This is a genomic window from Ruegeria sp. CDSC045 (assembly GCF_059610725.1).
In genome coordinates this window covers 1-25,919 of the sequence record NZ_JBXWOE010000001.1, presented here as the reverse complement: position 1 = coordinate 25,919, position 25,919 = coordinate 1, and the positions used below count along the sequence as shown (strand labels likewise).

The 25,919-nt window shown below is 57.2% G+C and carries 24 protein-coding genes and 1 tRNA gene; 13 read left to right on the top strand and 12 right to left on the bottom strand.

Annotated features, from left to right (window positions below):
• The first annotated feature begins 111 nt into the window (after positions 1-111).
• The 3 genes from AC2FH6_RS00125 to AC2FH6_RS00115 all read left to right on the top strand — a co-directional run bounded on the left by AC2FH6_RS00125 (position 112) and on the right by AC2FH6_RS00115 (position 4,642).
• Positions 112-1,410, top strand: coding sequence for a capsule polysaccharide biogenesis protein (locus tag AC2FH6_RS00125; protein ID WP_496700651.1), 1,299 nt, complete (start codon positions 112-114; stop codon positions 1,408-1,410).
• Between the two features lie 92 nt (positions 1,411-1,502).
• Positions 1,503-2,636, top strand: coding sequence for a polysaccharide biosynthesis/export family protein (locus AC2FH6_RS00120; RefSeq protein WP_142634645.1), 1,134 nt, complete (start codon positions 1,503-1,505; stop codon positions 2,634-2,636).
• Positions 2,636-4,642 carry a capsule polysaccharide biogenesis protein gene (locus AC2FH6_RS00115; protein ID WP_496701496.1) on the top strand — a complete coding sequence of 669 codons (2,007 nt, stop codon included), beginning with the start codon at positions 2,636-2,638 and terminating at the stop codon, positions 4,640-4,642. The genes AC2FH6_RS00120 and AC2FH6_RS00115 overlap by 1 nt, the downstream gene beginning before the upstream one ends.
• On the opposite strand, the gene ribD is transcribed toward AC2FH6_RS00115, so the two are convergent.
• The 6 genes from ribD to AC2FH6_RS00085 all read right to left on the bottom strand — a co-directional run bounded on the left by ribD (position 4,639) and on the right by AC2FH6_RS00085 (position 8,130).
• Complete coding sequence (gene ribD / locus AC2FH6_RS00110) at positions 4,639-5,739, bottom strand: bifunctional diaminohydroxyphosphoribosylaminopyrimidine deaminase/5-amino-6-(5-phosphoribosylamino)uracil reductase RibD (protein WP_496700006.1); 1,101 nt, start codon at positions 5,737-5,739, stop codon at positions 4,639-4,641. The two genes, AC2FH6_RS00115 and ribD, sit on opposite strands and share 4 nt — an antisense overlap.
• Positions 5,736-6,206, bottom strand: coding sequence for a transcriptional regulator NrdR (gene nrdR, locus AC2FH6_RS00105; RefSeq protein WP_142634651.1), 471 nt, complete (start codon positions 6,204-6,206; stop codon positions 5,736-5,738). The genes ribD and nrdR overlap by 4 nt, the downstream gene beginning before the upstream one ends.
• 121 nt (positions 6,207-6,327) lie before the next feature.
• On the bottom strand, positions 6,328-6,741 hold the full coding sequence (locus AC2FH6_RS00100) for a secondary thiamine-phosphate synthase enzyme YjbQ (protein WP_142635160.1): 414 nt from the start codon (positions 6,739-6,741) through the stop codon (positions 6,328-6,330).
• A gap of 19 nt (positions 6,742-6,760) precedes the next feature.
• A complete protein-coding gene (locus AC2FH6_RS00095; RefSeq protein WP_142634653.1) occupies positions 6,761-7,159 on the bottom strand; it encodes a hypothetical protein in 399 nt (132 codons plus the stop codon).
• Between the two features lie 78 nt (positions 7,160-7,237).
• Positions 7,238-7,741 carry a DUF4166 domain-containing protein gene (locus AC2FH6_RS00090; RefSeq protein WP_496701494.1) on the bottom strand — a complete coding sequence of 168 codons (504 nt, stop codon included), beginning with the start codon at positions 7,739-7,741 and terminating at the stop codon, positions 7,238-7,240.
• Positions 7,742-7,782: 41 nt separating this feature from the next.
• On the bottom strand, positions 7,783-8,130 hold the full coding sequence (locus AC2FH6_RS00085) for a thiol-disulfide oxidoreductase DCC family protein (RefSeq protein WP_496701492.1): 348 nt from the start codon (positions 8,128-8,130) through the stop codon (positions 7,783-7,785).
• A gap of 392 nt (positions 8,131-8,522) precedes the next feature.
• On the opposite strand from AC2FH6_RS00085, the gene AC2FH6_RS00080 reads away from it, so the two are divergent.
• Positions 8,523-9,530: a helix-turn-helix domain-containing protein gene (locus tag AC2FH6_RS00080; RefSeq protein WP_496690799.1), complete on the top strand. Its 1,008-nt coding sequence runs from the start codon at positions 8,523-8,525 to the stop codon at positions 9,528-9,530.
• A gap of 194 nt (positions 9,531-9,724) precedes the next feature.
• Here the strand turns inward: AC2FH6_RS00080 and rpoD are convergent, their stop codons facing one another.
• The 4 genes from rpoD to AC2FH6_RS00060 form a co-directional block, all read right to left on the bottom strand.
• Positions 9,725-11,713 carry an RNA polymerase sigma factor RpoD gene (gene rpoD / locus AC2FH6_RS00075; protein ID WP_142634659.1) on the bottom strand — a complete coding sequence of 663 codons (1,989 nt, stop codon included), beginning with the start codon at positions 11,711-11,713 and terminating at the stop codon, positions 9,725-9,727.
• A 114-nt stretch (positions 11,714-11,827) separates the two neighbouring features.
• Positions 11,828-13,777: a DNA primase gene (dnaG, locus tag AC2FH6_RS00070; protein WP_496700649.1), complete on the bottom strand. Its 1,950-nt coding sequence runs from the start codon at positions 13,775-13,777 to the stop codon at positions 11,828-11,830.
• Positions 13,778-13,857: 80 nt separating this feature from the next.
• Positions 13,858-14,154 carry a hypothetical protein gene (locus tag AC2FH6_RS00065; protein WP_142634663.1) on the bottom strand — a complete coding sequence of 99 codons (297 nt, stop codon included), beginning with the start codon at positions 14,152-14,154 and terminating at the stop codon, positions 13,858-13,860.
• 145 nt (positions 14,155-14,299) lie between these two features.
• Complete coding sequence (locus tag AC2FH6_RS00060) at positions 14,300-15,730, bottom strand: Glu/Leu/Phe/Val family dehydrogenase (protein ID WP_142634665.1); 1,431 nt, start codon at positions 15,728-15,730, stop codon at positions 14,300-14,302.
• 326 nt (positions 15,731-16,056) lie between these two features.
• Here AC2FH6_RS00060 and AC2FH6_RS00055 point away from each other — a divergent pair, with 326 nt between their 5' ends.
• From AC2FH6_RS00055 to AC2FH6_RS00045, 3 genes are read left to right on the top strand one after another with little or no spacing between them, the layout of a single operon-like run.
• Positions 16,057-17,676, top strand: a complete 1,620-nt coding sequence (locus AC2FH6_RS00055) for a TadE/TadG family type IV pilus assembly protein (RefSeq protein WP_496700647.1) — start codon at positions 16,057-16,059, stop codon at positions 17,674-17,676.
• Entirely contained in the window at positions 17,673-18,206 is a 534-nt protein-coding gene (locus AC2FH6_RS00050; protein WP_142634669.1) for a TadE/TadG family type IV pilus assembly protein, read from the top strand. The genes AC2FH6_RS00055 and AC2FH6_RS00050 overlap by 4 nt, the downstream gene beginning before the upstream one ends.
• Positions 18,207-18,210: 4 nt before the next feature.
• The gene (locus AC2FH6_RS00045) at positions 18,211-18,891 is read left to right on the top strand and encodes a TadE/TadG family type IV pilus assembly protein (protein ID WP_496687444.1); all 681 of its coding nucleotides are present in this window, start codon (positions 18,211-18,213) and stop codon (positions 18,889-18,891) included.
• 71 nt (positions 18,892-18,962) lie between these two features.
• Here the strand turns inward: AC2FH6_RS00045 and AC2FH6_RS00040 are convergent, their stop codons facing one another.
• Entirely contained in the window at positions 18,963-19,433 is a 471-nt protein-coding gene (locus tag AC2FH6_RS00040) for a hypothetical protein (protein WP_496700646.1), read from the bottom strand.
• Between the two features lie 159 nt (positions 19,434-19,592).
• Here AC2FH6_RS00040 and AC2FH6_RS00035 point away from each other — a divergent pair, with 159 nt between their 5' ends.
• The gene (locus tag AC2FH6_RS00035) at positions 19,593-20,504 is read left to right on the top strand and encodes a pirin family protein (protein ID WP_496700645.1); all 912 of its coding nucleotides are present in this window, start codon (positions 19,593-19,595) and stop codon (positions 20,502-20,504) included.
• 7 nt (positions 20,505-20,511) lie between these two features.
• Here AC2FH6_RS00035 and AC2FH6_RS00030 read toward each other — a convergent pair whose 3' ends face one another.
• A complete protein-coding gene (locus tag AC2FH6_RS00030; RefSeq protein ID WP_496700644.1) occupies positions 20,512-21,099 on the bottom strand; it encodes a TetR/AcrR family transcriptional regulator in 588 nt (195 codons plus the stop codon).
• Between the two features lie 100 nt (positions 21,100-21,199).
• Between AC2FH6_RS00030 and AC2FH6_RS00025 the strand changes: the two genes are divergently transcribed.
• From AC2FH6_RS00025 to AC2FH6_RS00005, 5 genes are all read left to right on the top strand, one after another.
• Entirely contained in the window at positions 21,200-21,448 is a 249-nt protein-coding gene (locus AC2FH6_RS00025; RefSeq protein WP_142634680.1) for a hypothetical protein, read from the top strand.
• Positions 21,449-21,572: 124 nt separating this feature from the next.
• Positions 21,573-22,859 (top strand): homoserine dehydrogenase, encoded by a 1,287-nt coding sequence (locus AC2FH6_RS00020; protein WP_496700642.1) that lies wholly within the window; start codon positions 21,573-21,575, stop codon positions 22,857-22,859.
• Between the two features lie 69 nt (positions 22,860-22,928).
• A complete protein-coding gene (gene glpX / locus AC2FH6_RS00015) occupies positions 22,929-23,912 on the top strand; it encodes a class II fructose-bisphosphatase (RefSeq protein WP_496700640.1) in 984 nt (327 codons plus the stop codon).
• 91 nt (positions 23,913-24,003) lie between these two features.
• Positions 24,004-25,746 carry a single-stranded-DNA-specific exonuclease RecJ gene (recJ, locus tag AC2FH6_RS00010; RefSeq protein ID WP_281972339.1) on the top strand — a complete coding sequence of 581 codons (1,743 nt, stop codon included), beginning with the start codon at positions 24,004-24,006 and terminating at the stop codon, positions 25,744-25,746.
• 98 nt (positions 25,747-25,844) lie between these two features.
• Positions 25,845-25,919, top strand: a tRNA-Glu gene (locus AC2FH6_RS00005).

The window sequence follows — 25,919 nt, the reverse complement described above, 5'->3', positions numbered from 1 at the left end:
TGCCAGCGCTCACCGTCGAGGTAAGCGTAAGCGCGCCTACGGGCAAGCCCCAGGTTGCCGCAAATACGACAAACAGGCATAATTCCTCATCTAACGACAAGAGCAGCAGAAATGTCACCACTCAACGGCGCTGCGCAAAAACGCGTATTTCTTTTCCTGCAAGGACCGCACGGGCCGTTTTTTGGCGCGCTTGGTAAGATCCTGCGCGCAGCGGGTTCCGAGGTGTGGCGCGTGGGTTTCAACGCCGGGGATCAGGCTTTCTGGTCTGATAAGGCCAGCTTTATTCCCTATGCTGGCAAACCCGAGAACTGGCCGGTAAAATTTGTTGACCTGGTTGTCGGCCGCGAGGTGACAGACATAGTCCTGTATGGCGATACGCGTCCAATCCACGCCCAAGCCATCCGCATCGCCCGCGCCCACGGGATCACTGTTCATGTTTTCGAAGAAGGGTATCTGAGGCCCTGGTGGGTCACCTACGAACGCACAGGTACGAATGGCAATTCGCATCTGATGAATCTGGAAGTTACCCAGATGCAGCGAGCGCTGGAGCGTACTGATGCGCCGATGCCGCCCCCTCCGACGCATTGGGGTGATATGCGACAGCATATTTTCTATGGCGCGCTGTATCATTGGTTTGTTCTGTTCCTGAACGGCAAGTATCGCAATTTTCGAACCCACCGTGACCTACCGGTTTCGAAAGAGTTCAGGCTGTATTTCAAACGGCTGGCAATGATGCCGTTTCACAGAATCCGGAGGCGAATGGCGACGGAGCGGGTCCGGCGGGGCGGGTTTCCCTATCACTTGGCATTGCTGCAACTGGGACATGACAGTTCGGTTCAGTCACACTCGGACTTTGACTGCATGTCCGAGTTTCTTGAGCAGGTACTGCACGGTTTTGCAAATGGCGCACCAACGCACCATCATCTGGTCATCAAAGAACACCCGCTGGAAAATCATCGGGAACCATTGCGCCAGGTGGCACGCAAACTGGCCAAAACACTGGGTATCGCTGATCGGGTCCATTATGTACCCGGGGGCAAACTGGCCACATTGCTCAACGAAGCGAGCTCGGCCGTGACGATCAATTCAACTGCGGGTCAGCAGGTATTGTGGCGCGGCATTCCTCTGCGCGCCTTTGGCAAATCGGTCTATGACAAGCCCGAATTCGTTTCCAGCCAACCGATCACTGATTTCTTTTCCAATCCAGATATCCCCGATACCGAAGCCTATCAAAGCTATAGGCGTTTTCTGCTTGAAACCAGTCAGGTCCCCGGCGGGTTTTATTCACGCCGTGGGCGGCGACAGTTGCTTAGGCGCGCCGTGGATATGATGCTAAGGGCGAAAGATCCCTACCAATCCGTGCTGACCGACAAAGAGGCGCGGACGCCACAGTTGAGGATCGTTGAGTAAATCACCCCTCTTGATGCTGGCGATTGCAGTTGGAAACAAGTACGCTGCTGGAAACAAAAGACCAAAACCAAGACGTTCGAGGATATTCGGCAGTGCAGCGCTTTCCAATCCGATGGGGACGGGGTGTAACCCTTGTGGCCGCTCTTGGCCTGCTGGCCGCGTGCCAACTACCTAAAACTGGCCCAAACAAATCCGAAATCCTTGCCGGTTCGACCACGAAAGGTGGAAACGCCTATGTTGTTGAGGTTGACGACCGGGTGGCGCAGGTCACGTCCGCAGTGCCTCAATACGGGTTCTCGCAAACCTTCCGTAGCGCTCAGAACCTGACCGCCGACACGGTTCGTCCGGGTGATGTACTGGGCCTGACAATCTGGGAAAACGTGGATGACGGGCTGTTATCCGGAGAGACCGGTGCCTCAACATCCCTGGAAGAGGTACAGGTCGACAGCGAGGGCTTCATCTTTGTTCCCTATGCCGGGCGCCTGCGCGCAGCCGGAAACACGCCGGAACAGCTTCGCATGTTGATCACGGAAAAGCTCCAGGACCAGACCCCTGATCCTCAGGTCGAAGTGCGCCGTATCGCCGGGGACGGATCAACCGTCTCACTATCGGGCACCCTGTCCGCACCCGGGATCTATCCGATCGAACGACCAACCCGCACACTGGCCGGAATGCTGACACGGGCTGGCGGCGTGATCGAAGGGTCCGATATCGCCCTGGTGACACTGATCCGAGGCAATCAAAAAGGGACGGTCTGGTACAATGACTTGTTCCGCAACCCGGAATTTGACGTTGCCCTGCGGGGTGGCGACCGCATTCTAGTCGAAGCCGACAACCGGTCCTATGTCGCCTTGGGGGCGACGGGCGGTCAGTCGCGCGTGGCATTCGACAGTCAGGATCTGTCCGCGCTGGAAGCGCTGGCACAGGTTGGTGGCTTACAGCCCCTGTCTTCGGACCCGACCGGTATTTTCGTTCTACGAAAGGAACGGCAGGACATTGTCCGGTCAGTCATGGGAAAACCGGACCTGCAGGGAGAGCAGCGCATGATCTACGTGCTGAACCTGACAGCTCCCAATGGCCTTTTCATCGCCCGTGACTTTGTCATCCGCGATGATGACACAATTTACGTCACCGAAGCACCTTACGCGCAATGGAGCAAATCCATCTCGTTGATCGCCGGTGGCCTGACCCCGCTTGCCAATGTCACGACTCTGACAGGCGGATGATGCCCTCCGTTCCACAAGGAACGTATGCCAAGGCCGAACGCAGTCGTCTTTTGGTCTATAATGGCGGATTTCTGACAGCCGCGCGCGTGCGGAGAATTCTGTCACTGACCGGATATGATATCGGCATCGGCACGCCCAAAGGGTCGGATCTGGTGGGTATCTGGGGCAATAGCCCGACGGCACATCGTGGACTGCGAATAGCGACCAAATACAATGCTCCGATCTTGCGCGTAGAGGATGCATTCCTGCGATCTCTGCACTCAGGACGCAGTGGCGAGGCTCCGCTGGGTCTGCTGCTTGATCGCAGCGGTGTGCATTTTGATCCAACACAGCCTTCGGATCTGGAAACACTTCTTGCGACCGACCCGTTGGATAATACGGCCCTGCTGAACCGGGCACGTGGCGGGATGGCGCGGCTGCGCGAACTGCATCTGAGTAAGTATTCCGCCTATGATCCCGCGACCCCTGCGCCGGATCCAGGGTATGTCCTGGTTGTCGATCAAGCACGCGACGATGCTTCTGTAAGGGCAAGCGGCGGCGATGAGGCCCGGTTCCGCGAGATGCTGGTTATGGCGCAAGAGGAGAACCCCGGCGCGACCGTTCTGATCAAAACCCACCCCGACACGATCGCAGGGCACCGGCCCGGATATTACTCTGCCGATGATCTGACCGACCGCGTATCCTTTCAGCACAGCGCCATCAGCCCCTGGACCTTGTTAGAGGGCGCTGTGGGCGTCTACACCCTGTCCTCGCAACTTGGGTTCGAGGCCATATTGGCCGGTCACAAACCCCGCGTCTTCGGCCAACCGTTTTACGCCGGTTGGGGTCTTACCCAAGACGAAGCCCATTTCCCAAGACGCCAACGAAACCTAACGCGCGCGCAACTCTTCGCCGCCACCATGGTTCTTTATCCCAAGTGGTACGATCCCTATCGGGATCAGCTGTGCGAATTCGAATCCGTGCTGGACACGCTTGAAGGTCTGACCCGCGCCTGGCGACAAGATCACAAGGGCTGGACGGCATCCGGGATGCGGCTTTGGAAACGCAGGCACCTGCAGCACATGTTTGGGCGCGAGAAAAAGGTAAAATTCACGCCTGACGTTCCCGAAAACCCAGATCGTCCCCACATGGTTTGGGCGCGGCACGGCCGTGATATGGAAAAGGTCACACGGGTCGAGGATGGCTTCGTTCGGTCCCGTGGGTTGGGGGCCAGCCTTGTGCCGCCTCTGTCGCTGTCGCTGGATGACCTTGGGATCTATTACGACCCGACCAAACCCAGCAGGCTGGAAGAGATGATCGCCAAGCGTGAAACCCTGCGGCCGGATCAGGAATTGCGGGCCGAGCGGTTGGTGACACAGATCATAGCTGGAGCGGTTAGCAAATATAACACCGGCGGCCCGGTTCCGGACTTGCCAAAAGGTCACCGCATTCTGGTGCCCGGACAGGTCGAGGACGATGCCTCGATCCTGTTTGGAACCAGCACCGTTCGCACCAATACTGAACTTCTGCGCACGGCCCGCGAGATGAACCCGACCGCCGTTCTGATCTATAAACCGCATCCCGATGTCGAAGCTGGCCTGCGTGAAGGTGAGGCCGAGGCTGAGGGGCTAGCAGACCTGATCGTCACGAACACCGATCCCGCCGCATTGTTGGGTGAGGTTCAGGAGGTCTGGACCATGACCTCTCTGCTAGGGTTCGAGGCCCTGATGCGCGGATTGCCGGTCACAACGCTCGGTGCACCCTTTTATGCTGGTTGGGGTTTGACGCAGGATTTGGGGTCCGTCCCCGCCCGTCGTGGTGCACGGCCCTCCCTGCTGGGATTGATCCATGCCGCACTGATCGATTACCCGAGGTATATGGACCCTGTCACCGGCATGCCCTGCCCTCCGGAAGTGGTATTGGAAAGGCTGACAGACGGCTACCAGAGCCGATCTGGCCCCGGCCTTAGACTGCTCTCGAAACTACAGGGCGTTTTCGCAACACAGGCGCATCTCTGGCGCCGTTAGCGCAATGCCCGCGCCCAGCGATGCATCACGTCCTGACCGATGATGCGGGTCTCCAGCAGCTCAAACCGCGGGGCCTCATCCAGTCGATCCATACCAAGCGCCCCGATGGCAGGCAAACCTTCGGCACCAATCGCAAGCCCGGCACTGAAGCCGATCAACTCATCAACCAGTTCATCCACCAAAAGCGACGCAGCCAGGGACGATCCGCCCTCGCAAAAGACGCGGGTCAAACCCTCCTGCCCCAACTGCAGCAACAGGTCAGCGGCATCAATGTGATGATCGCGTAACGCGCAGGGGATAAGCCTTGCGCCCAGTCCTTCCCACGCTTTTGCACGTTCGGCATCCGGTGACGGTCCATGGCACAACCACACCGGAATTTTCGAGGCGGTGCGTGCCAGTTGACCCATCAACGGGATATCCAGATGGCGCGAAACGACGACGCGCACAGGCTGACGTTCAATCCCAAGATCCCGAACTGTCAGAGAGGGGTCGTCTACGCGCGCCGTACCTGCCCCAACCATAACAGCATCATGCGTTGCCCGCATGGCATGAACAGCCCGCCGCGAGGTCTGACCCGTAATCCACTGACTATGGCCGCTTTCGGTCGCAATGCGCCCGTCAAAACTGCTGGCCAGTTTAAGCGTGACAAATGGCCGGCCCTGTTCGGTCTTTAGAAAGAAACCGGCGTGGTCGCGGGCCGCCTGATCCGCAAGAACACCGGTTGTCACGTCAATCCCAGCCTCGCGCAGCATGGCAAAGCCCTGCCCGGCAACACGCGGATCACTGTCTTCGATGGCTGAAACAACACGCGCCACACCGGCCTCAATCAAGGCCTGAGCGCAAGGCGGGGTCTGTCCGTGATGGGCGCAGGGTTCAAGCGAGACATAAGCAGTCGCGCCACGCGCCTGCGATCCCGCCTGTCTTAACGCTTCGGTTTCCGCATGTGGCCGACCACCAGGTTGCGTCCAACCACGCCCAACAATCCGCCCGTCCTGTACGAGTACGCAGCCAACGGATGGGTTGGGCCAGCACGTCCCCTGTCCGCGCCGCCCCAAGGCAAGGGCCAGCGCCATATATCGCTTATCTGTTTCGCTCACTCGTCCGTCGAAGGCTGCGGCGGGCGCAGTTCGTGGACAAACTCCTCGAAATCATCGGCCGCCTGGAAATTCTTATACACGCTTGCAAACCGAACATAGGCAACGGTGTCGATCCGCGCCAGAGCTTCCATAACAATTTCACCGATCTTGCTGGACGGAATGTCGGTATCGCCCATGCTTTCCAGCCGTCGCACAATACCCGAGATCATCTGATCAATGCGTTCCGGATCAATCGGGCGTTTCTGCATCGAGATACGGATCGACCGTTCCAGCTTGTCTCGATCGAAATCCTCGCGTTTTCCATTGGTTTTGATCACAACCAGATCGCGTAACTGAACGCGTTCATAGGTGGTGAACCGTCCGCCGCAAGCCGGGCAGAAACGGCGCCTGCGGATCGCGACATGATCCTCTGCCGGGCGTGAATCTTTGACCTGAGTGTCGATATTTCCGCAAAACGGGCAGCGCATCCGCCGTCTCCTCGTCTCTTGTTCCGCCTCTTTTAGTAAGCGCTGTGGCCCACTTATCCACAACTATAGGGCAGCCTCTAGGATTTGGGTAGTCGGAAATTTTTACCGCTAAATAAAGGGGTCACGCGAAATGCGCAGCGACGCGTCGGTTGTGTGATTGGGTCCGGTGTTCAAACAGATAAACGCCCTGCCATGTCCCCAGCATGGGCACCCCTGCGGCGACAGGAATGCCCAAGGACACAGGCAGCAACGCAGCTTTGATATGTGCTGGCATATCGTCTGGCCCCTCATAGGTGTGCCTTAAATACGCCATCGACGGATCATCCGCCGGTGGCACTAGACGTTCGAAAAAGGCCTGCAAATCCGTCCGCACCTCGGGGTCCGCATTTTCCTGAATGGCCAGAGAACACGAGGTATGGCGCACAAACAGGGTCAACAATCCGTCGCGACCGCTTGGGGCAAGCCAGTCTCGTATACCCGAGGTGAACTCATACAGCCCCGGCCCCTGCGTTGAAATTATAAACTCGGTCTGCAAAACGCGGGTCTTACCTTCTTTAATCAAAAATTGGCTGCCGGAAACACAGGCCATTCGCGTTCTGGACGGACCTGCTCTGCCCCGGCTGGAAACCAATGGAAACAAAGCTTGTGCTCTGCTCGACATTTGCTGGAGGGGTCAACGAGAATTGGACCGCCGTGCGGCGACCGGTGGCTTCGCTTGGGCCATATCCACGCACAACATAGATATTCTGCTGCCACCCTGCCCCCAAGCTGCGACGAGCAAAATCTGCAGCAGCGCACCAATAGCCATCCACATCCCTACGCGCGCGCGGGATCACCTCAAACACTTTGTCGTTTACTGCAACAGTCTGAAAACCGTTTGGTGCTGCTGTCACCGCCCCCGGTTCAAACAACGTGGCGGCGGCCAGAACCGCAGATGTGATCACTTTTTTCATAATGCTACTCTCTCATGTTTCTTGATAAATATTAAAGTAGATTGCAGGAGGCCATGGCAAAGCCACCTCACGTTCAATTCAGGCATTGTTCCTATTTACGTGAACCGGCATCAGCCAGCCCCGATATCTGATCAGTTGACCCAACATCGGCATTTCTGCCGAAACATCGAACCGAAACCGGCCTTGATCATCCTGCCATTCCACCGTCGCCGAACGCGGTAAAAGAAAGTTTGGGCATGGCACCCACAATAGAGTGAGGCGCAGGATGTTCAAATGCAGCTTTTGACCTCGAACCTGTGGGCGCATCCAGATGGTCAGCCCTCCGATCCTCTCTTTCACGCACCGCCTGTCTGCGTCGTAGACCAGATGAGACAGCGTCTCATGCCCGCCAAAATCCCTGAGCCATTCCCATTCCTGGCCAGTGAGTTTGGTTCGAATGCGGACCGTCTGAATATCTGCAGCGGGGGGAAACCCACCCAACCACAATGACAAAGAGGTCAACCACCCGGTTCCTCTTTGGATGCTGCAAAGTCCTGTAAACTCTGCCGTTTCACTGTGGAATTTTCGAACCGCATCCGGCACCTCAGAATTGGCTGGAAGGGCCTGCAGAAATGGGTCCGGCCTCACGCATACCCTCCGGGGAAGAACCGCGCTTTCAGGGATGAATCCGGAACCAGGCACGTTTCGAACCGTCCAAAGAATGCTAATCGGTGGCGCGCGATGAAATGATAAAGCGGATCCTTCAAAAACCGCGGAAGAAATCGACAGGCCGACAGAACAGGCCACAAAGCGGGTAAGCTGCGCATTGCAGCAGCAAAAGCATCCAAGCGCTGATGCACAACACCGTCAACGATCACAAGATTGGTTTCAAACTCGTCGGTGGGCAGGCCGAGTTGCCGGTAAAGGCTTTGTCCTATGGGGGACTGGGCAATTACAAACTTGAACCGCTTCTTTGTGTCAGCCCACAGCATGAACCTGAAAAACCGAGAACACAGCACGCATTCTCCATCAAAAACGATGAGGTTCTGCTCGGTTCCCACATCTGAGATCGCCCGGTCTTGCATTGGATACCAGATCAATTTCGCCACAACCGGACCGTGCCATTGAAGGGTAAAATCCGCAATGCGACACGTAGGTTTTCAGATGAAACGTGCCGGGGAGCCACCGATCGCTAGTCTGAGACGACCGGAGCTCTACCCTCATCCCCACAAGGTGCTGACCCGACAACACGAGGTAACTATGCCTTTGCGTTGCTATATCCTTGCTGAAAAGTGCCAGAAACTTGTGAAAACCTGCCAGATGGGTTTGCCTGCACCCGTGCAAACTGGGTTCAAATTTTTCGCGAAAGCATTAAGAATTGGATATGGAGCTTGATATTGCCAGAATTCAACACCTGACCCGAACGGTAGATGAGCGTTCGGGCGGCCCAGAGTTAGCAGACCAGCTTTTGGAAGGCAGCGGTCTAAGCCGAGCGGCAATCGCTCCCCCCACTACAGTCTACAGTGCGCAAACTGAGGCGATGTTCATCAGATATGCCTGCGACGCTATGCGCGACATAACTTTTGCCGCCTATGCGGGTTCGAAAGTCAGTTCGGCCTCTAGTATTACGGCCTATATCAGCAAGTACTCTCGTGACCTCCGACAGGTGTTTGAAAACACAACCCGCTTCTCTCGCATCATAGATCCCACAATCACCTTCAGTCTGCGCCATGCCGGGAACTTTGTGTCCTTCGAGGCGGAATGGGAAGACGCAAGTTTTGCCCGGTATCATAGACGCACAGAGTTTTTGATGTTTGGGACGCTGGCGCGAATGCGGAACCTGACGCAGTCAGACTTCCACCCCATAGCAATTCGCTTTCAACACGAGGTTGGAGAGAAAAGAAATCTATTTCAAAAGCTTGCAGGATTTTCGGTAGAATTTGGAGCAGAAAACCTAGAGATTGTTCTGTCGCCTTCATCTCTGGATCTTCCCGTGCCCACATATGACCCGATGCTTCGAGAGCATCTGATTGAGTACGGGGAACGCGTCCTGGCAGAACGGGCTTCGCCTAAGCAAAAATTGCGGGCGCAGGTCGAGGGTCTGATTACACGTTCGATGCCGGGGAATTTTCCGCAATCCGATGACATAGCCGCCAATCTCGGCATGAGCCCGCGAACATTTGCGCGTCGGCTAAAAGATGAAGGGTCAAGCTATCGAGAGATCGCAGACGATCTGCGCTGTGATCTGGCCCAAACTTTCATCACCAACGGTATGCAGCTATCTGAAATTGCATTCTCACTTGGCTACGCAGACCAACCCGCCTTTTCCACCGCTTTCAAACGGTGGACGGGTCGCGCGCCCAGCGCTTTTCGCAGCCGCCTGGATCCTTGATCGTAACTTTGAGGTAGCCGGGGGTCGTCAGCCTTGCAGCCTCGCCCCGGCCCGTCCCATGAGTGGACATTGCGGATATAGGAAGACGCGCAGCGGGCTTCTTGTGAGTTCTCGCCAAATTGATGTTTCTACAAGCCACCGTGAACATTGGTTTCAAACGAAAAAGGCGCCTCGGTCGAGGCGCCTTTTCTAGGTTACTGATCCAGGAACGACCGCAACTTTCGCGACCTGCTGGGGTGTTTCAGTTTTCGCAGCGCCTTCGCCTCGATCTGGCGGATGCGTTCGCGAGTCACGCTGAACTGTTGGCCGACCTCTTCCAGGGTGTGGTCCGTGTTCATACCGATGCCAAACCGCATCCGCAGAACCCGTTCTTCCCGCGGGGTAAGTGAGGCCAGAACACGCGTGGTCGTTTCCTTGAGGTTTTCCTGAATAGCACTGTCCAACGGCAGCACAGCATTCTTGTCCTCGATGAAATCGCCAAGCTGGCTGTCTTCTTCGTCGCCAATCGGCGTTTCCAGGCTGATCGGTTCCTTGGCGATCTTCATCACCTTGCGGACCTTCTCCAGCGGCATCTGCAGCTTTTCGGCCAGTTCTTCCGGCGTCGGCTCGCGGCCGATTTCATGCAGCATCTGACGTCCGGTCCGAACCAACTTGTTGATCGTCTCGATCATATGGACCGGGATACGGATCGTGCGTGCCTGATCCGCGATGGACCGGGTGATCGCCTGACGGATCCACCAGGTGGCGTAGGTCGAGAACTTATACCCGCGGCGGTATTCGAACTTGTCTACGGCCTTCATCAGGCCAATGTTACCTTCCTGAATAAGATCAAGGAATTGCAGACCACGGTTCGTGTATTTTTTGGCGATCGAGATCACCAGACGCAGGTTGGCTTCGACCATTTCTTTCTTGGCCTGGCGCGCCTCTTTCTCGCCTTTCTGGACCTGCTGTACGATGCGGCGGAATTCGCTGATGTCCAGGCCAACATATTGCCCGACCTGAGCCATATCGTTGCGCAGTTCCTCGACCTTGGAGGTCGAGCGTTCGATGAACATCTGCCAGCCCCGGCCCGGCTTTTCAGCCATCTCAGCCAGCCAGTTCGGGTCCAGTTCACGCCCACGATAGGCGTCAACAAATTCGCGACGGTTGATGCGGGCCTGATCCGCCAGCTTCACCATCGAGCTGTCCAGCGACATGATCCGACGATTGATGCCATAGAGCTGGTCGATCAAAGCATCGATCCGGTTGTTGTGCAGATGAAGGCCGTTCACCAGCTCGACAATCTCGGCGCGCAGCTTCTGATAGGTCGCTTCGTCCGTGTCGCTGAATGTGCCGTCTTCGTTCAGGGTTGCCGAAATCCGGCTGTCCTGCATTTCGCTCAGCATCGCAAAATCAGTCGAAATACGCTCGAGCGTAGTCAGAACCTGATCTTTCAGAGCAGCTTCCATAGCAGCCAGCGACATGTTCGCCTGCTCGTCTTCGTCATCGTCATCATCGGTCGCAATCGGGTTGCCATCGGCATCCAGCTCGGGGCCTTCTTCTTTGGCGGGCTTTGCGGCCTGCACGGTCGAAGTGTCGACGACCGGCTCTTCGACATCGCCGTCTTCGTCCATCTGATTGCCGAAAGTGGCCTCCAGATCAATGACGTCGCGCAGCAGAATGTCTTCGGACAGCAATTCATCATGCCAGATCGTAATCGCCTGGAAGGTCAGTGGGCTTTCACAAAGCCCCAGGATCATCGTATTACGACCAGCCTCGATCCGCTTGGCGATTGCAATCTCGCCCTCACGGCTGAGCAGTTCGACCGAACCCATTTCGCGCAGATACATGCGCACCGGGTCATCGGTACGATCAAGCTTTTCGGCGGCGGCACCGGCCAGCGTGACCTCACGGTTGCTTTCCGTTGTGATCAGGTCGGTCGAGCCTTTATTCTCTTCCTCTTCCGCCTCTTCATCTTCGATGATGTTGATCCCCATCTCGGACAGCATCGACATAACGTCTTCGATCTGTTCCGAGCTGACCTGATCAGGCGGCAGGACCTGATTGAGCTGGTCGTAGGTGATGTAGCCTTTCTCACGAGCCTCGGCGATCATCTTCTTGACCTGAGTCTGGCTCATGTCCAGCGAGATTTCCTGTTCCTGCTCGTCGGATTTGCTGTCTTCGTTTGTATCCTTGGCGGCCATTCAATGCTCCTGCAGGGATGGGTGATTCGATTGAACCGAATCATTAGCGCGTTGAAGTGATTCGGCCACCCGTTTACCTGTTTTTCTTTTCCAGTGCCTTACGAAAACACCACATTACCGGCGTTTTCGCTCGAAATTGATACCTGACATGATTGCCTTAAACGCATCCTTCTCGTCGCGGTTGATTCGCGCACCATTGTCAGCGATGTCGAAAACGGCCCTGTCTTCATTCTGGCTTCGGCTTGTTCTGTTGCGCTCTTCGGCGGCTTGCGCCAAGCGATAGGTCAACGCTTCATCGTCCAGATCAGACAGCTCCTCTGCGGCTTCGGCAATCTCTGCGTCCAGACCCCTGAGAGCTTTGATTTTGGCGAGTTCCTCAGCCAATGTCATTTCGGCCTTTTCAACGTCGCCCGGTTTATTCACGCAGGGGATCACTGCGACATGGCGAAGGGCCAGCAGGTTTTCAAGGGCGTGATGTCCCAAAGTTTCCGCAATATGTTGTTTGAGGTTCTCAGGATCATCTATCGCGTGCCGTAGAATGGCATCGCGCAGGCCCGCGTGATCTTGGTCACGGCACTCCATTTCTTCCAGTTGGTGTTCAAACTGCACCACGACTTGGGGGTTCAATGCGGCGATGGCCAGAATGGCGGCTTCGCGCATCTGGATATCGGCATTGTCGGATGATGCCAGGAATGACGCCCGCGCGCCCGGTGTGGCCGGTTGCGGCTGGGGCTTCCATTTCCCGCGTGTTTGCCAGGTGCGGTTTTGTGGCTGCCTTTGAGGGCGAAACAGCTGCCAGCGCAGGTCTTTGATCTCTTGCCCGTAATGCGACCGGATCGACGGGTCACGGATCAGCTTGATCTTGTCGCGCAAGACCTTGTCCAAAGCTGCTTTGCGTTCGGGGCTGTCGAACACCTTGCCTTCGGTTTCGCGCTGCCAGAGCAGCCTGACCATCGGCATTGCCCCTTCCAACACCGCCTGCACGGCTGCCGGTCCTTCCGCCCGCAATAGGTCGTCAGGGTCTTTGCCCTCGGGCATCAGCGCAAAGCGCAAGGACTTTCCTGCCTCAAGCAGCGGCAGGGCCAGATCGACCGCCCGCATCGCAGCACGCAAACCCGCCGTGTCGCCATCCAGCGCAATGATCGGCTCGTCCGAGATACGCCACAGCAGTTGCAACTGATGCTCGGTGATTGCGGTGCCCAATGGGGCCACCGATGCGCCAAAACCGGCCTCGGCAAGCGCGATCACATCCATATATCCTTCGGCCACGATCAATGGCTGCCCTTTGCCGGCAGCCTGCCGCGCGGGGCCTTGGTTATAGAGGCTGCGCCCCTTGTCGAACAGTTCGGTTTCGGGCGAGTTCAGATATTTCGCATTGTCATTGGGGTCCATCGCCCGGCCACCGAACGCAATGCAACGCCCGCGCGGATCCCGGATCGGATACATGATCCGGTTCCGAAACGTGTCATAGGGCTTTTTACCTTTGTTCGAGGGTTTCGCCAGACCCGCACCAAGGATCAGATCTTCGGCCACGTTCTTGCCGCGTAGGTGATCCCAAAGCGCCTGCCAACCGTCGGGAGCAAAGCCGATTTCCCACCGATCCAGCGCCTGCACTTTCAAGCCGCGCCGCGCCAGATAATCGCGCGCCTCCCCACCTGCCCCTGTTTTCAGTTGCAACCGAAAGAACTGCACCGCCTGTTCCATCACCTCGGCCAGTTGCGTGCGACGATCCTGTTTCTCTTGCGCCTTGGGGTCACGTTCTGGCATCGGCATTCCGGCTTCACGCGCGAGAATTTCGACCGCTTCGATGAACGAGACATTCTCGGTCTCTTTCACGAAGCTGATCGCATCCCCTTTGGCATGGCAGCCAAAGCAGTAATAGAAACCCTTTTGGTCATCGACGTGGAACGATGCTGTCTTCTCGTGATGGAACGGGCACGGAGCCCACATGTCGCCCTTGCCCTGATTGGACTTGCGCTCGTCCCACATGACTTTGCGCCCGACGACCTGAGACAAGCTCAGCCGGGTGCGCAACTCATCCAGAAAACCGGGTGGTAATGACATGGGTTAAACCTGACAGAAACGGCAACGCGCGCCAAGGGGAAGGCGCGCGTTTGTCCGCAAAGAAATCGCAAGGTTTTGGATTACTGCTGCAGGCACAGCTCCATCCACGTGGCGCCGAGATCCTTTTTGCGCACATCGCGCATCTTCTGCTCATAGACCCAAGGGGTGATCAGCGGGATCGCGGCATTATAGTTCGCGGGCCAGGTCGGACCTGTATCGGCCACGGCTTGCGGCACGTCGCGCTCTTTCACGCGGTCAAGTCGCGCCTGCTGGATCGCCGCCACGACATCCGCCTGATGCTGGCAGCTTTGTTCTTTTGTTTCCTGAGCAGCCAGAGGTGTGGCCAGTAAAATAGCCGCAACGGCAATACGCAACATGGTGGTCTCCGGGATTCGTTCTCGTCGCTGAAGTCTACTGCCGGGCGCGGATGCGCGCCATCGTCGAATTGCATCTTGCGCAGCCCTGTTGCGCCTTGGTCCTGCGGGCGATGGATCAGATGCCAACCGCCCGCAGAGAGTATTGTCAAAGCCCCTTAGCGCGGTAGCTTTTCGAGACACGGTCAATGGCCACGATGTAGGCCGCGGTCCTCAGATCCTCGACATCGTCGCGACTGTGCCAGACTTCACGCATCGACTGGTAAGCAATCCGCATGGTGTCATCGAGCCCCGAACGAACCAGCTCAAGCTCATCCGCACCTTTCAGGTATTTCGCCTTGAAGTTCGGAGACATGGACCAGGCATCGCCCAGATAGCGGTCCAGCCGTTCCAGTTCACTGACGATCAGCTCGTGCCGCGACTCTTCCTGGCGACGCTGCATGCGGCCAAACCGGATATGGCTTAGGTTCTTAACCCATTCGAAATACGAAACGGTCACACCGCCAGCATTTGCGTACATATCAGGAATGATCACGACGCCCCTATCTCGCAGAACTTCGTCTGCACCAGCTGTCACTGGGCCGTTTGCAGCTTCGATGATCAACGGGGCCTTGATGCGATCGGCATTATCAAGGTTGATCACACCTTCCAGCGCCGCCGGGATCAGGATGTCGCACTCTTCTTCTAGCACGGCCCCTCCCTCGGCGGAATGGGTGGCGTCGGGATAATCGCTGACGCCGCCATGCTTGACAATCCATTGGCGAACCGACTCGACGTCAATCCCGTCCGGATTATACAGCGCTCCGTCCCATTCAATGATGCCCACGATACGAGAGCCGTCTTCCTCGCTCAGGAACTTGGCAGCGTGGTAGCCCACATTTCCCAGACCCTGAACAATAATGCGCTTGCCGTCCAACTTGCCCGACAGCCCTGCCTTTTGAATGTCCTCAGGATGGCGGAAAAACTCGCGCAGCGCATATTGAATGCCGCGGCCCGTGGCCTCGACCCGTCCGGCAATACCGCCAGCATTCAGCGGCTTGCCTGTCACGCAGGCGCGCGCGTTGATGTCAGTTGTATTCATCCGGGCGTATTGGTCCGCCATCCACGCCATTTCACGCTCACCCGTCCCCATATCCGGGGCTGGCACGTTCTGTGACGGGTTGATCAGGTCGCGCTTGGCCAACTCATAGGCGAACCGGCGGGTGATCTGTTCAAGCTCATGCTCTTCGTATTGGCGTGGGTCGATACACAACCCACCCTTTGATCCGCCAAACGGCGTTTCGACCAGAGCACATTTATAGGTCATCAGCGCCGCAAGCGCTTCGACTTCGTCCTGGTTGACCGCCAAGGCAAAGCGGATACCGCCTTTCACCGGCTCCATATGCTCGGAATGCACCGATCGATATCCGGTGAATGTGTGTATGTCACCGCGCAGCCGGACGCCGAAGCGTACAGTGTAGGTGGCGTTGCAGACCCTTATCTTTTCTTCAAGGCCCGGAGGCAGATCCATCAGGGACGCTGCCCTGTTAAACATTAGATCTACACTCTCTCGAAAGCTGGGTTCTTTTGTGGCCGTCATTTAAACCTCCGTGCCGGCGAACGACTTGCGTTCTGACGTTTTGTCGCACCCCTTTGCTAAACGATCAATGTTTAAGCAGAAATAAAATCTCAAGTTACGGGGAAATATTCGAACTCTGGCTGAGTCGCCAAACCCAGACATTATCCGCCGAATTGTTCACGCATCGAATACAGCCCCGCGCGACAGTCCGGAATTATCCCTCAATTTCCCTCAAACCAGCCAAAACTGGGCCCTTTTCGCCCAATTCCCGCCACGTTTCGCAGTTAATTTCCATACGTTAACTTTTCCTTAGCAGCTTTGGATGTCTGCTCAGCGAGGTCTGCAAGATGAAAATGCCCAAGTTTCTACGCGAAAGCAAAAGCGGCGCTAAATCCGCGCTAAGCGCGCGCCGGTTCGCAAAAAGCGAAGACGGTACATTCACAATCTTTGTATTGTTGGGTTTCCTGGTGATCTTCGCTTCGACCGGAGCTGGCGTTGACCTAATGAATTTTGAACGCGACCGCGCCAATCTGCAATCAACATTGGACCGCGCCGTTCTTGCGGCCGCTGACCTTGATCAGAAAAAGCCCGCACGCGAAATTGTCGATGCCTATTTCGAGAAGGCCGGGCTGGGCGGCAAAATCACTTCTGTCGTGGTGGAAGAAGGCTTTGGATCACGTAAAGTATCAGCCACCGCCGAGGCGACCATCAAAACCCACTTTATGCATTTCTCTGGTGTCAACAGCTTGACCGCTAACGCGGCCAGCACGGCCGTCGAAAGCATTGGTGCTGTTGAAATCTCGCTGGTTCTCGACATCTCAGGCTCAATGAACAACTATTCGCGTTCTGGCGGGAAGAGCAAAATTGCGCTTCTGCAGGATGCGGCCACAGAATTTGTCACGCTGATGCTGGATTCAGATGATCCGAACCGCACGGGCATTTCGATCTCGATCGTGCCTTACGCGACTCAGGTCAACGCGGGTGAACCCATCCTGAGCAAATTCACCAACGTTACAGCAGAGCACAACTACTCCCATTGTGTGAACTTTATCCCGGAACAGTATAGCGACGCGGACCTAGAGCGTGATGACACGCTGGAACGCACCGCGCATTTTGACCCCTTCACCTATTCCGAAGGCTCGATCAGAACACCGGTTTGCCCTGTCCGCGATGGCAGTGCGATTACGCCTGTTACCGATAATCTGGAGGCATTGACCAAACAGATCAAGGCGTTGACTGCAACCGGGAACACCTCGATTGATGTCGGCATGAAATGGGGCGTGGCCTTCCTGGACCCAAGCGTTCGTGGCATTGTGAGCGACCTGGCTGACGACAACATCGTTCCAAATCACTTCCGGACCCGCCCGTCAGACTATAACTCGGACATCTTGAAAATTGTAATCGTAATGACCGACGGTCAGAACACGGACCAGTATATGCTGAACCCGTCCCTTCGGGAGGGCTTGTCTGATGTCTGGTACAATGCTGAGGCCTCCGAATACACAGTCTACCATTCGCAGGGTCGCCCGAACTTTTTCTGGCCACAGCAGAACACATGGGCGGACCATCCGTTCGGAAATCCTGATCCAGAGACACCAGCCAACGAAGAATTGGGTACGGCTGTTCGCCTGACCTATCCAGAACTTTTCAACCGTGTGTCGTTGGCCTGGAATGCAAGATATAACTATTACTGGCAGTCAAGTGCTTGGGCCGAGTGGTACTCGAAAGCGTATGCCAAGGTTGAAACTTCGGCCAAGAACCAGCGCACCAAGCATATCTGTGACGCAGCCAAGGATGAGGGCGTCATTGTCTATGGCATCGCCTTCGAAGCACCCAGAGCCGGGTACAAAACCATCAAGGACTGTGCCAGCTCGGACAGCCATGTATACAATGTGAACGGTCTGGACCTGGAAGACGCATTTGCTTCTATCGCGTCGTCGATCAGAAAACTGCGGTTGACCCAATGATCGGAGCCCTTGTTTCAAAGCTGCGAAGCCTGAGACGCAGGGAAGATGGGGCGGTCACCGTCGAGTTTGTGATCATCTTCCCGGCATTCATGTTCTTCATCCTGAGTGCGATGGAATATTCGGTGGTCACCTTGCAGCAGGCGATGTTAGAGCGGGCTGTGGACCAGACAGTTCGCGACATTCGCCTCGGCACGGGCACCAACCCAACGCATGATCAGATAAAAAGTACGATCTGTGATCGCGTCGTAGTGATCAAACGCTGTACCACCAACTTGCAGCTGGAGATGCTGCAACAAAGCGCGTTTGTCGGGTTGAACCTTCCGCCTGTCCCGGATTGCACTGACAATTCTGAAGAAGTGAACCCAGTTCGCGCTTTCGAAAATGGCCTTTCGAACGAGTTGATGATCCTTCGGGCCTGCGCAAAGGTCGATCCGATTTTCCCTACATCGGCGATGGGGCGTATTTTGTCGGATGAATCAGGCCAGATCGAACTTACCGCGACGACTGCCTTCGTACAGGAGCCTCTGTAAGCCTATGTTTTTCATTTCAAAGCTCCGGAATCTTCTGAAATCCAAGACGAAAGACGAGAGTGGGGTACTCACGGTTGAGGCTTTGCTTGTCTTTCCGATGCTGGTGTGGACGATCACAGGCGCTTTCACGTATTTCGACGGCTTCCGCCAAAGCGCATCTAACCTTAAAGCGGCATATACGGTTGGCGATTTGATCTCTCGCGAGACCGGCACGATCACGGACACTTATATCACCTCATTGCATTCGCTGCTGGTGGCGATGGTCAATAACCGATCACAGATGAATCTGCGCGTGTCGCTGGTTGTGTTCGACGAACAGGATGATCGTCATTACGTCAGATGGTCAACCGCGCGCGGTTACGACAGCATCTGGACCGACGACAATATCGACCGCATGCGTGATAACCTGCCGCCTATGCCGAACCAGGACACACTGATCATTGTTGAAACGGCGAATGCTTACATTCCGGTCTTTGACTCGATCTATGGGGTAGATTTCCTCAAAGGCGAACATGTCTTTGAAAATTTCGTCTTTACACGCCCACGCTTTACCAATGAGGTTGCGGCAAATGTGTCGGGCGTTGTTGAAATTGAGGAAAATCCCGACGGGTCTGGCGAGATCGGTGAAATCGAGGACCCTGGCACAGGGGATTCCGGTGCGAGTGCGGAAAGCGCAACGAACTAGGACAGGGTGGGTTGGCATCTTAGTGCCTTCCACCCCGCCTTCGAATAACGAGGTGGCGCTGAAGGTCTGACCTAGCCGCGTTCTGCCACCATCACAGACAAAATCTCGGACATGAATTTGGTTTCGGCGGCGGATGTCATGCCGCCTATGCCAACGCGGCGTCCCAGGCGCCACCACAGCCCCGGCGCCCATCTATTTGCACCTGATTGCCGGGTTGTTACCAGAAAGCCATTCGACGGCTTGAAGGCAAACGCACCTCTTTCGACGGTTTCAATGTCTTCTATTGCGGCGATCGGCTGCCCTGCCCCGGTTCTGAGTTCGGTCTCAGTCAGCTCGATCCAATCCGAGGTTGCCTGCCACATGCGATAGGCCAGCCAAAAGGACGCCGCGCCAACCACAAACAGGAATACTTGCCAGGATGGCTCCGGCGGCGCGGCAAGCGCGACGAAAACAACCAGAAAGCCCACGGTCGACAACATTCCGACACCCATCCACCGCCTGGGTGATGAGGCTTTGACCACGGCCAGAACTTCATGTTGCATTTGCTGCTCTCCCACTTTGCAGTTGGGTTTAGCCACTTTCCCAGCCAAACAACAGAGGCGAACGCACCTGCTGAATTTCGCACAGGTTGCGTGTTTCAGCGCAAATTGACCCGCCATGGCGGTGCGGTACATCTTCCCCATAGCAACAGGAGCGCAGCAATGTCCCTCAGACCGACTTTGGAAACCCGAAAGGCCATACCGACGATGGAGGGGGCAGGCGTTAAACTGCACCGCGCTTTCGGCTTTCAGGACCCGTCAGAACTGGATCCTTTTTTGCTGTTCGACGACTTTCGCAATGAACGCCCGCAGGACTATCAGGCTGGATTTCCATGGCATCCGCATCGCGGGATCGAGACGATCACCTATGTTCTGTCCGGCTCGGTTGAGCATTCGGATTCACTTGGCAATAACGGAACACTTGGCGCGGGTGATGTGCAGTGGATGACGGCAGGGTCCGGAATCCTGCATCAGGAAATGCCCAAGGGAAGCCGAACCGGCCAAATGCACGGGTTTCAGCTGTGGGGCAATCTACCCGCGGCCCAAAAGATGACAACACCGCGATATCAGGACATGCCGCGCAAAGAGATCCCTGAAATCATGGACGATGACGGAACCGTTGTCCGCGTGATCGTGGGGACGTTTTGGGGCAAGACAGGCCCAGTCGACGGCATCGCCGCCGACCCTCAGTATCTGGACATCCAAATTCCGGCAGGTGTGAAGAAGACCTTCCCCATAGACACCTACCGTCGCGCATTTGCATATGTATTCGAAGGCGCGGGCGCCTTTGCTGATTCCTCGCGGCCTGCGGGGGTCCTTTTGGAAAAAGAAGTTGGTGGCCAAGAGGTGAACATTCGTGACATGTCGGGAGACCGAACACTGGTTCGCTTTGGGAGTGGTGACGAAGTGACCGTTCAGGCAGGTCCGGAAGGTGTCCGGTTCCTGCTGATTTCCGGCGCACCGATCAATGAGCCGGTCGCGTGGCACGGCCCCATCGTCATGAACACCCGGACCGAGCTGGAACAGGCTTTTCGCGAATTGCGCAACGGGACGTTTATTCGGCCGGCACATTGACTGCCCCTTAAGCAGTCATCGCCTTTCGGACCATGTCCCAATAGACGGCTTCAACCTCGTCCAGCGAAAGCCGCCCACCGGCGCGATACCACGTCATGACGCCGTTCAGCATGGCGATGACCGCCAATGTCGCAATCTTCGTATCCGCGACCGCAAAGATACCCGCCCGCTGACCTTCGCGCAAAATGGCCTCAAGCCCGTCTTCATACTTGCGGCGCAGATCCTCTATTTCGGCGAAGTTTTCGGGCGTGAGGTTCCGAAGTTCCATATAGGCGATGAATACCTCGTCAGGGCGCTGCAGGTGGAACCGGATGTGAAATCCAACAAACCGACGCAAAGCATCCTGCGGATCGCCAGTTTGCTTTTGCTCGCCATAGGCGGACAACAAATCCTGCATATGGTCGCGCATCAAACGGAACAGAAGGCTCTGCTTATCCGGGGTGTAATTGTACAATGCCCCGGCCTGCACCCCAACCTCGCTCGCAATTTTCCGCATGGAAACAGCAGCATACCCATGGCGCGCGAAAAGCCGAAGCGCTGCCTGCCGGATACGCGGGCCGGTAATGTCCGAGTGTGAGCCTTGTGTACGTGCCATGTATCCACCATATCTGAACGGATGTTCAGATAGAAGCCCGCTTGAAACGACCGGACAAAAAGTGCATCACCGATGCCAGTTGCCACAATAAGGTTTCATCATGAAGCCCCTTCTTCTTCTGCCCCTAGTTTTGCTCTGCCTGGGATGCACCAATTTTCCCGAGCTGAAAGACCGCGAAGGGCCAAATGTGCAATCGGCCCCCTACCCCAAATTAACCCCACTGGCAGATGTTTTCGCTGTGCCTGTTGACCCGCTGTACGAAGCGGCAGAGGTCGAAAGTGAATTGACCGACCGCAGCAAGGCGTTGAAGAAAAAGGCAACGGCATTGCAAAACGCTCAGACCAATTAATCCTCAGGTTTTCTGTCGCCCGGCATGGGTGTCGCGGATTGCGCCTCGGCGCCGAACCCGCTAAGGCAGCGGGAACGGGGAAACACCCCAGATTAGGATATTCGAGCGGAAAGGAACCCACAGGATGACACAGGCGCTGCGGCTTGGAATTGCGGGCTTGGGAACTGTTGGTGTGGGTGTCGTCAGGATCGTGCGCCGCCATGCCGACCTGCTGCAGGCACGAACGGGTCGTCCCATCCAGATCACAGCGGTTTCCGCGCGTGACGCTGGCAAGGATCGCGGTGTGAACCTGTCGGATTATGCCTGGGAAACTGACCCTGTCGCTTTGGCGCAGCGCGACGATATTGATGTTTTTGTTGAACTGATGGGCGGGGAAAACGGACCTGCCAAAGCCTCGGTCGAAGCGGCGCTAGCCAGTGGTAAGGATGTCGTCACCGCCAACAAGGCCCTGTTGGCCATTCACGGTCAGGAACTGGCTGAAATGGCCGAAGCCGCGGGCCGTGTGATCCGCTTCGAAGCGGCCGTGGCTGGCGGCATTCCAGTGATCAAATCCCTGACCGAAGGACTTGCGGGCAACGAAATCACCCGCGTCATGGGAGTGATGAACGGCACCTGCAACTATATCCTGACCCGGATGCAATCGCAGCGGCAGGGATATAGCGCCCTGTTCGACGAATGCGCGCAGCTGGGTTACCTTGAAGCCGATCCAAATCTGGATGTGGGCGGGATAGACGCCGCCCATAAACTGGCGCTGCTTGCCTCAATCGCATTCGGCACCAAACCGAATTTCGACGGGATCGAGATCGAAGGCATTCAGCAGATCAGTCTGGATGACATCGACCAGGCCCATGACATGGGATACCGGATCAAACTGTTGGGCGTGGCTCAGCGCACGGCACGGGGGCTTGAACAGCGGATGCAGCCGTGTCTGGTGCCCAGTGACTCGCCCCTGGGCCAGCTTGAAGGCGGCACCAATATGGTGGTGATCGAAGGCGACGCGGTCGAGCAGGTTGTTCTGCGTGGCCCCGGAGCTGGCGAAGGGCCAACGGCCAGCGCGGTGATGGGCGATGTCTGCGATCTGGCACGTGGGCTTCAGATTCCGACCTTCGGCCGCCCTGCCAGTTCGTTGCAGGACGCAGTGCCAGCGCTGACTGGTCGCCCTGCCCCCTATTATTTGCGTCTGGGTCTGCTGGACAAACCCGGCGCCTTGGCCAAAGTTGCGGCCATTCTGGGCGATGCCGGGGTCTCGATTGATCGCATGCGCCAATACGCCCATGCGGAAAGCACCGCGCCGGTTCTGATAGTTACCCACAAAACCACCCGTGCCACGCTGGATGTCGCCTTGCTGGGCCTGCACGAGACCGATGTTGTTTCGGGCACACCGGTTGCTTTGCGGATTGAAGAGGTTTGACACTTGCGGCCTGCACGATACGCAGGCTATGCCGGACAAGACGCCGATACTGACCTGAGGATAGTGAAAATGAGTGCTGCCAAGATCGATTTCAATGACCGCCTGTTGTCTCTGGGCCTGGCGCGGGTTGCGGAACAGGCTGCGCTTGCTTCGGCGTCGCTGGTTGGACGGGGCGATGAAAAGGCCGCTGACCAGGCTGCTGTGAATGCCATGCGCGAACAGTTGAACCTGCTGGATATCGCCGGTGTTGTCGTGATCGGTGAAGGCGAGCGCGACGAAGCGCCGATGCTGTACATTGGCGAAGAGGTCGGGTCCGGCAATGGTCCCGGCGTCGACATCGCGCTGGACCCGCTGGAAGGCACCACGCTGACCGCCAAGGACATGCCCAACGCGTTAACTGTGATAGCAATGGGCCCGCGCGGATCAATGCTGCATGCACCGGACGTTTATATGGACAAACTGGCCGTTGGCCCGGGTTTCCCTGAAGGCGTTGTCAGCCTTGACATGAGCCCGCGCGAACGTGTGGAAGCGCTGGCCAAGGCCAAGAATTGCGAGCCTGCCGACATTACCGTCTGCATCCTGGAACGCCCTCGGCATGAGGCTATGATTGCCGAAGTTCGCGAAACCGGTGCATCTATCCGCCTGATCACCGATGGTGATGTTGCTGGCGTCATGCACTGCGCCGAAAGCGAAGTCACCGGGATCGACATGTATATGGGCCAAGGCGGCGCCCCCGAAGGTGTTCTGGCCGCCGCAGCGCTGAAATGTATGGGCGGGCAGATCTTTGGCCGCCTGCTGTTCCGCAATGATGACGAACGCGGCCGCGCCGCCAAAGCGGGCATCACCGATCTGGACCGCATCTATTCGCGCGATGAGATGGTAACCGCCGATGTGATCTTTGCCGCAACCGGCGTCACCGGCGGCTCTTTGCTGCCGCGTATCAAGCGCGAGCCGGGCTGGGTTGAAACCACCACCCTGTTGATGCGGTCGAAAACCGGGTCGGTTCGGCGTATGTCGTACCGCACGCCGACGTGGTCGCATAGCGACGGCTAAGTTCTTGCGCCTGACCATCGTGCAGGGCTATCCATAGAAATGATAAGGCCGGGTCCGCGAGGGTCCGGCCTTGGCACATCAGGGGCAGGACATGAGCTTTCTTGGGGTTGAACATTCACTGTCAGCACGTCGCTGGGTCGGCCCCTCGGCGGATGTAGAGCGCGCGACCGAGATGCTGGTACAACAAGCCGGCCTGCCGAGGGCTGTCTGCCAGGTTCTGGCCCGGCGCGGTGTTCCGGCAATGGAAGCACCGGGATTTCTAGAACCCAAACTGAAAGAGCTGTTGCCCGATCCGCGCGCGATGAAAGACATGGAAACCGCTGCAACGCGATTTCTGACTGCGGTCCGTCTAAAGCAGCGCATTGCGATCTTTGCCGATTATGACGTGGATGGCGGCAGCTCGGCTGCTCTGCTACTCACGTGGTTGCGTCAGATGGGCCTGCAGGCGACGCTCTATGTGCCTGACCGGATTGATGAGGGCTATGGCCCCAATGTCCCGGCGATGCAGGAACTGGCCGCCGCGCATGATCTGATTATCTGCGTCGATTGCGGAACCCTCAGCCATGAACCCATCGCCGCCGCAAAGGGGGCCGATGTCATCGTCCTGGACCACCACCTTGGTGGTGAAACTTTGCCCGATTGCGTGGCCGTGGTGAACCCGAACAGACAGGACGAAAGCGGCGATCTTGGCTATTTTTGTGCCGCCGCCGTTGTGTTCCTGATGCTGGTCGAGGCCGGACGGCAGTTGCGCGAAGCGGGTGCAAAAGGGCCTGACCTGATTGCAATGCTAGACCTTGTGGCGCTGGCCACGGTGGCGGACGTGGCCCCGTTGATCGGTGCAAACCGCGCGCTTGTGCGTCAGGGGCTGAAGGTCATGGCGCAACGACAAAGACCGGGTCTGGTGGCGCTGTCGGATGTGGCGCGGATGGATTCCGCGCCCAACAGCTATCATCTGGGGTTCATGCTGGGCCCGCGCGTCAACGCAGGGGGCCGGATCGGCCAGGCCGATCTGGGTGCCCGGCTGCTCAGCACCGATTCAACCCATGAAGCAGAGGCTCTGTCCCAACGGCTGGACGAGTTGAACACCGAGCGGCGCGATATTGAAAATGCGGTTCGGGCAGCCGCCATGGAACAGGCCGAAGAACGGGGCCTTGATGCACCCTTGGTCTGGGCGGCCGGGGAAGGCTGGCATCCGGGCGTTGTCGGCATCGTCGCGTCGCGCCTGAAAGAAACCGCAAACCGCCCGGCCATCGTCATCGGTCTGGACGGGGATGAGGGCAAAGGATCGGGCCGATCCGTGAGCGGTGTCGATCTGGGCGCTTCGATTCAGCGGCTGGCTGCGGAAGGTCTGTTGGTCAAGGGCGGCGGCCACAAGATGGCGGCTGGCCTGACGGTCATGCGTGATCAGCTGGAACCGGCGATGGAACGGCTCAGCGAATTGCTGGCAAAACAAGGGGCAGGTCAAACCGGCCCTGCAGACCTGAAACTGGAAGGCACACTTATGCCCGGCGCGGCCACTGTCGATCTGATTGAACAGATTGAAAAAGCAGGGCCTTTCGGCGCCAGTGCTCCGGCTCCGCGGTATGCCTTTCCGGACTTACAGGTGCGCTTTGCCAAGCGGGTCGGCGACTCCCATCTGAAGCTGTCGCTATCAGACGGGGTGGGTGCCGGGTTGGAAGCCATCGCGTTTGGCGCCTTTGACGGACCAATGGGGGAACGGCTGACCAATCACGGCGGCGCGCGCTTTCATTTCGCCGGACGACTTGAGGTGAACACATGGGGTGGACGGCAAACCGTACAACTCAGATTGGAAGATGCCGCCGAGGCGATCTAAGGCCGCATTCGCCACCGCCAAAAAACTTTCACAACCCTGCGTTTTTCGGCTTGCGGGGGTCAGAGTGAAACCGTAAAAGGCCCCCCACAAGCTAGCGTGGCCCGTTCGTCTATCGGTTAGGACGCCAGGTTTTCAACCTGGAAAGAGGGGTTCGATTCCCCTACGGGCTACCA

What these genes read in the sequence shown, in the direction of transcription:
- AC2FH6_RS00025 (WP_142634680.1), top strand. Translation starts at nt 21,200, where the DNA reads ATGAAGCCCCTTCTTCTTCTGCCCCTAGTTTTGCTCTGCCTGGGATGC.
- AC2FH6_RS00095 (WP_142634653.1), bottom strand. Translation starts at nt 7,159, where the DNA reads ATGAAAAAAGTGATCACATCTGCGGTTCTGGCCGCCGCCACGTTGTTT.
- recJ (WP_281972339.1), top strand. Translation starts at nt 24,004, where the DNA reads ATGAGCTTTCTTGGGGTTGAACATTCACTGTCAGCACGTCGCTGGGTC.
- AC2FH6_RS00020 (WP_496700642.1), top strand. Translation starts at nt 21,573, where the DNA reads ATGACACAGGCGCTGCGGCTTGGAATTGCGGGCTTGGGAACTGTTGGT.
- AC2FH6_RS00125 (WP_496700651.1), top strand. Translation starts at nt 112, where the DNA reads ATGTCACCACTCAACGGCGCTGCGCAAAAACGCGTATTTCTTTTCCTG.
- rpoD (WP_142634659.1), bottom strand. Translation starts at nt 11,713, where the DNA reads ATGGCCGCCAAGGATACAAACGAAGACAGCAAATCCGACGAGCAGGAA.
- AC2FH6_RS00050 (WP_142634669.1), top strand. Translation starts at nt 17,673, where the DNA reads ATGATCGGAGCCCTTGTTTCAAAGCTGCGAAGCCTGAGACGCAGGGAA.
- glpX (WP_496700640.1), top strand. Translation starts at nt 22,929, where the DNA reads ATGAGTGCTGCCAAGATCGATTTCAATGACCGCCTGTTGTCTCTGGGC.
- AC2FH6_RS00080 (WP_496690799.1), top strand. Translation starts at nt 8,523, where the DNA reads ATGGAGCTTGATATTGCCAGAATTCAACACCTGACCCGAACGGTAGAT.
- AC2FH6_RS00065 (WP_142634663.1), bottom strand. Translation starts at nt 14,154, where the DNA reads ATGTTGCGTATTGCCGTTGCGGCTATTTTACTGGCCACACCTCTGGCT.
- AC2FH6_RS00045 (WP_496687444.1), top strand. Translation starts at nt 18,211, where the DNA reads ATGTTTTTCATTTCAAAGCTCCGGAATCTTCTGAAATCCAAGACGAAA.
- AC2FH6_RS00055 (WP_496700647.1), top strand. Translation starts at nt 16,057, where the DNA reads ATGAAAATGCCCAAGTTTCTACGCGAAAGCAAAAGCGGCGCTAAATCC.
- nrdR (WP_142634651.1), bottom strand. Translation starts at nt 6,206, where the DNA reads ATGCGCTGCCCGTTTTGCGGAAATATCGACACTCAGGTCAAAGATTCA.
- AC2FH6_RS00085 (WP_496701492.1), bottom strand. Translation starts at nt 8,130, where the DNA reads ATGCTGTGGGCTGACACAAAGAAGCGGTTCAAGTTTGTAATTGCCCAG.
- AC2FH6_RS00040 (WP_496700646.1), bottom strand. Translation starts at nt 19,433, where the DNA reads ATGCAACATGAAGTTCTGGCCGTGGTCAAAGCCTCATCACCCAGGCGG.
- AC2FH6_RS00030 (WP_496700644.1), bottom strand. Translation starts at nt 21,099, where the DNA reads ATGGCACGTACACAAGGCTCACACTCGGACATTACCGGCCCGCGTATC.
- AC2FH6_RS00060 (WP_142634665.1), bottom strand. Translation starts at nt 15,730, where the DNA reads ATGACGGCCACAAAAGAACCCAGCTTTCGAGAGAGTGTAGATCTAATG.
- dnaG (WP_496700649.1), bottom strand. Translation starts at nt 13,777, where the DNA reads ATGTCATTACCACCCGGTTTTCTGGATGAGTTGCGCACCCGGCTGAGC.
- AC2FH6_RS00115 (WP_496701496.1), top strand. Translation starts at nt 2,636, where the DNA reads ATGCCCTCCGTTCCACAAGGAACGTATGCCAAGGCCGAACGCAGTCGT.
- AC2FH6_RS00035 (WP_496700645.1), top strand. Translation starts at nt 19,593, where the DNA reads ATGTCCCTCAGACCGACTTTGGAAACCCGAAAGGCCATACCGACGATG.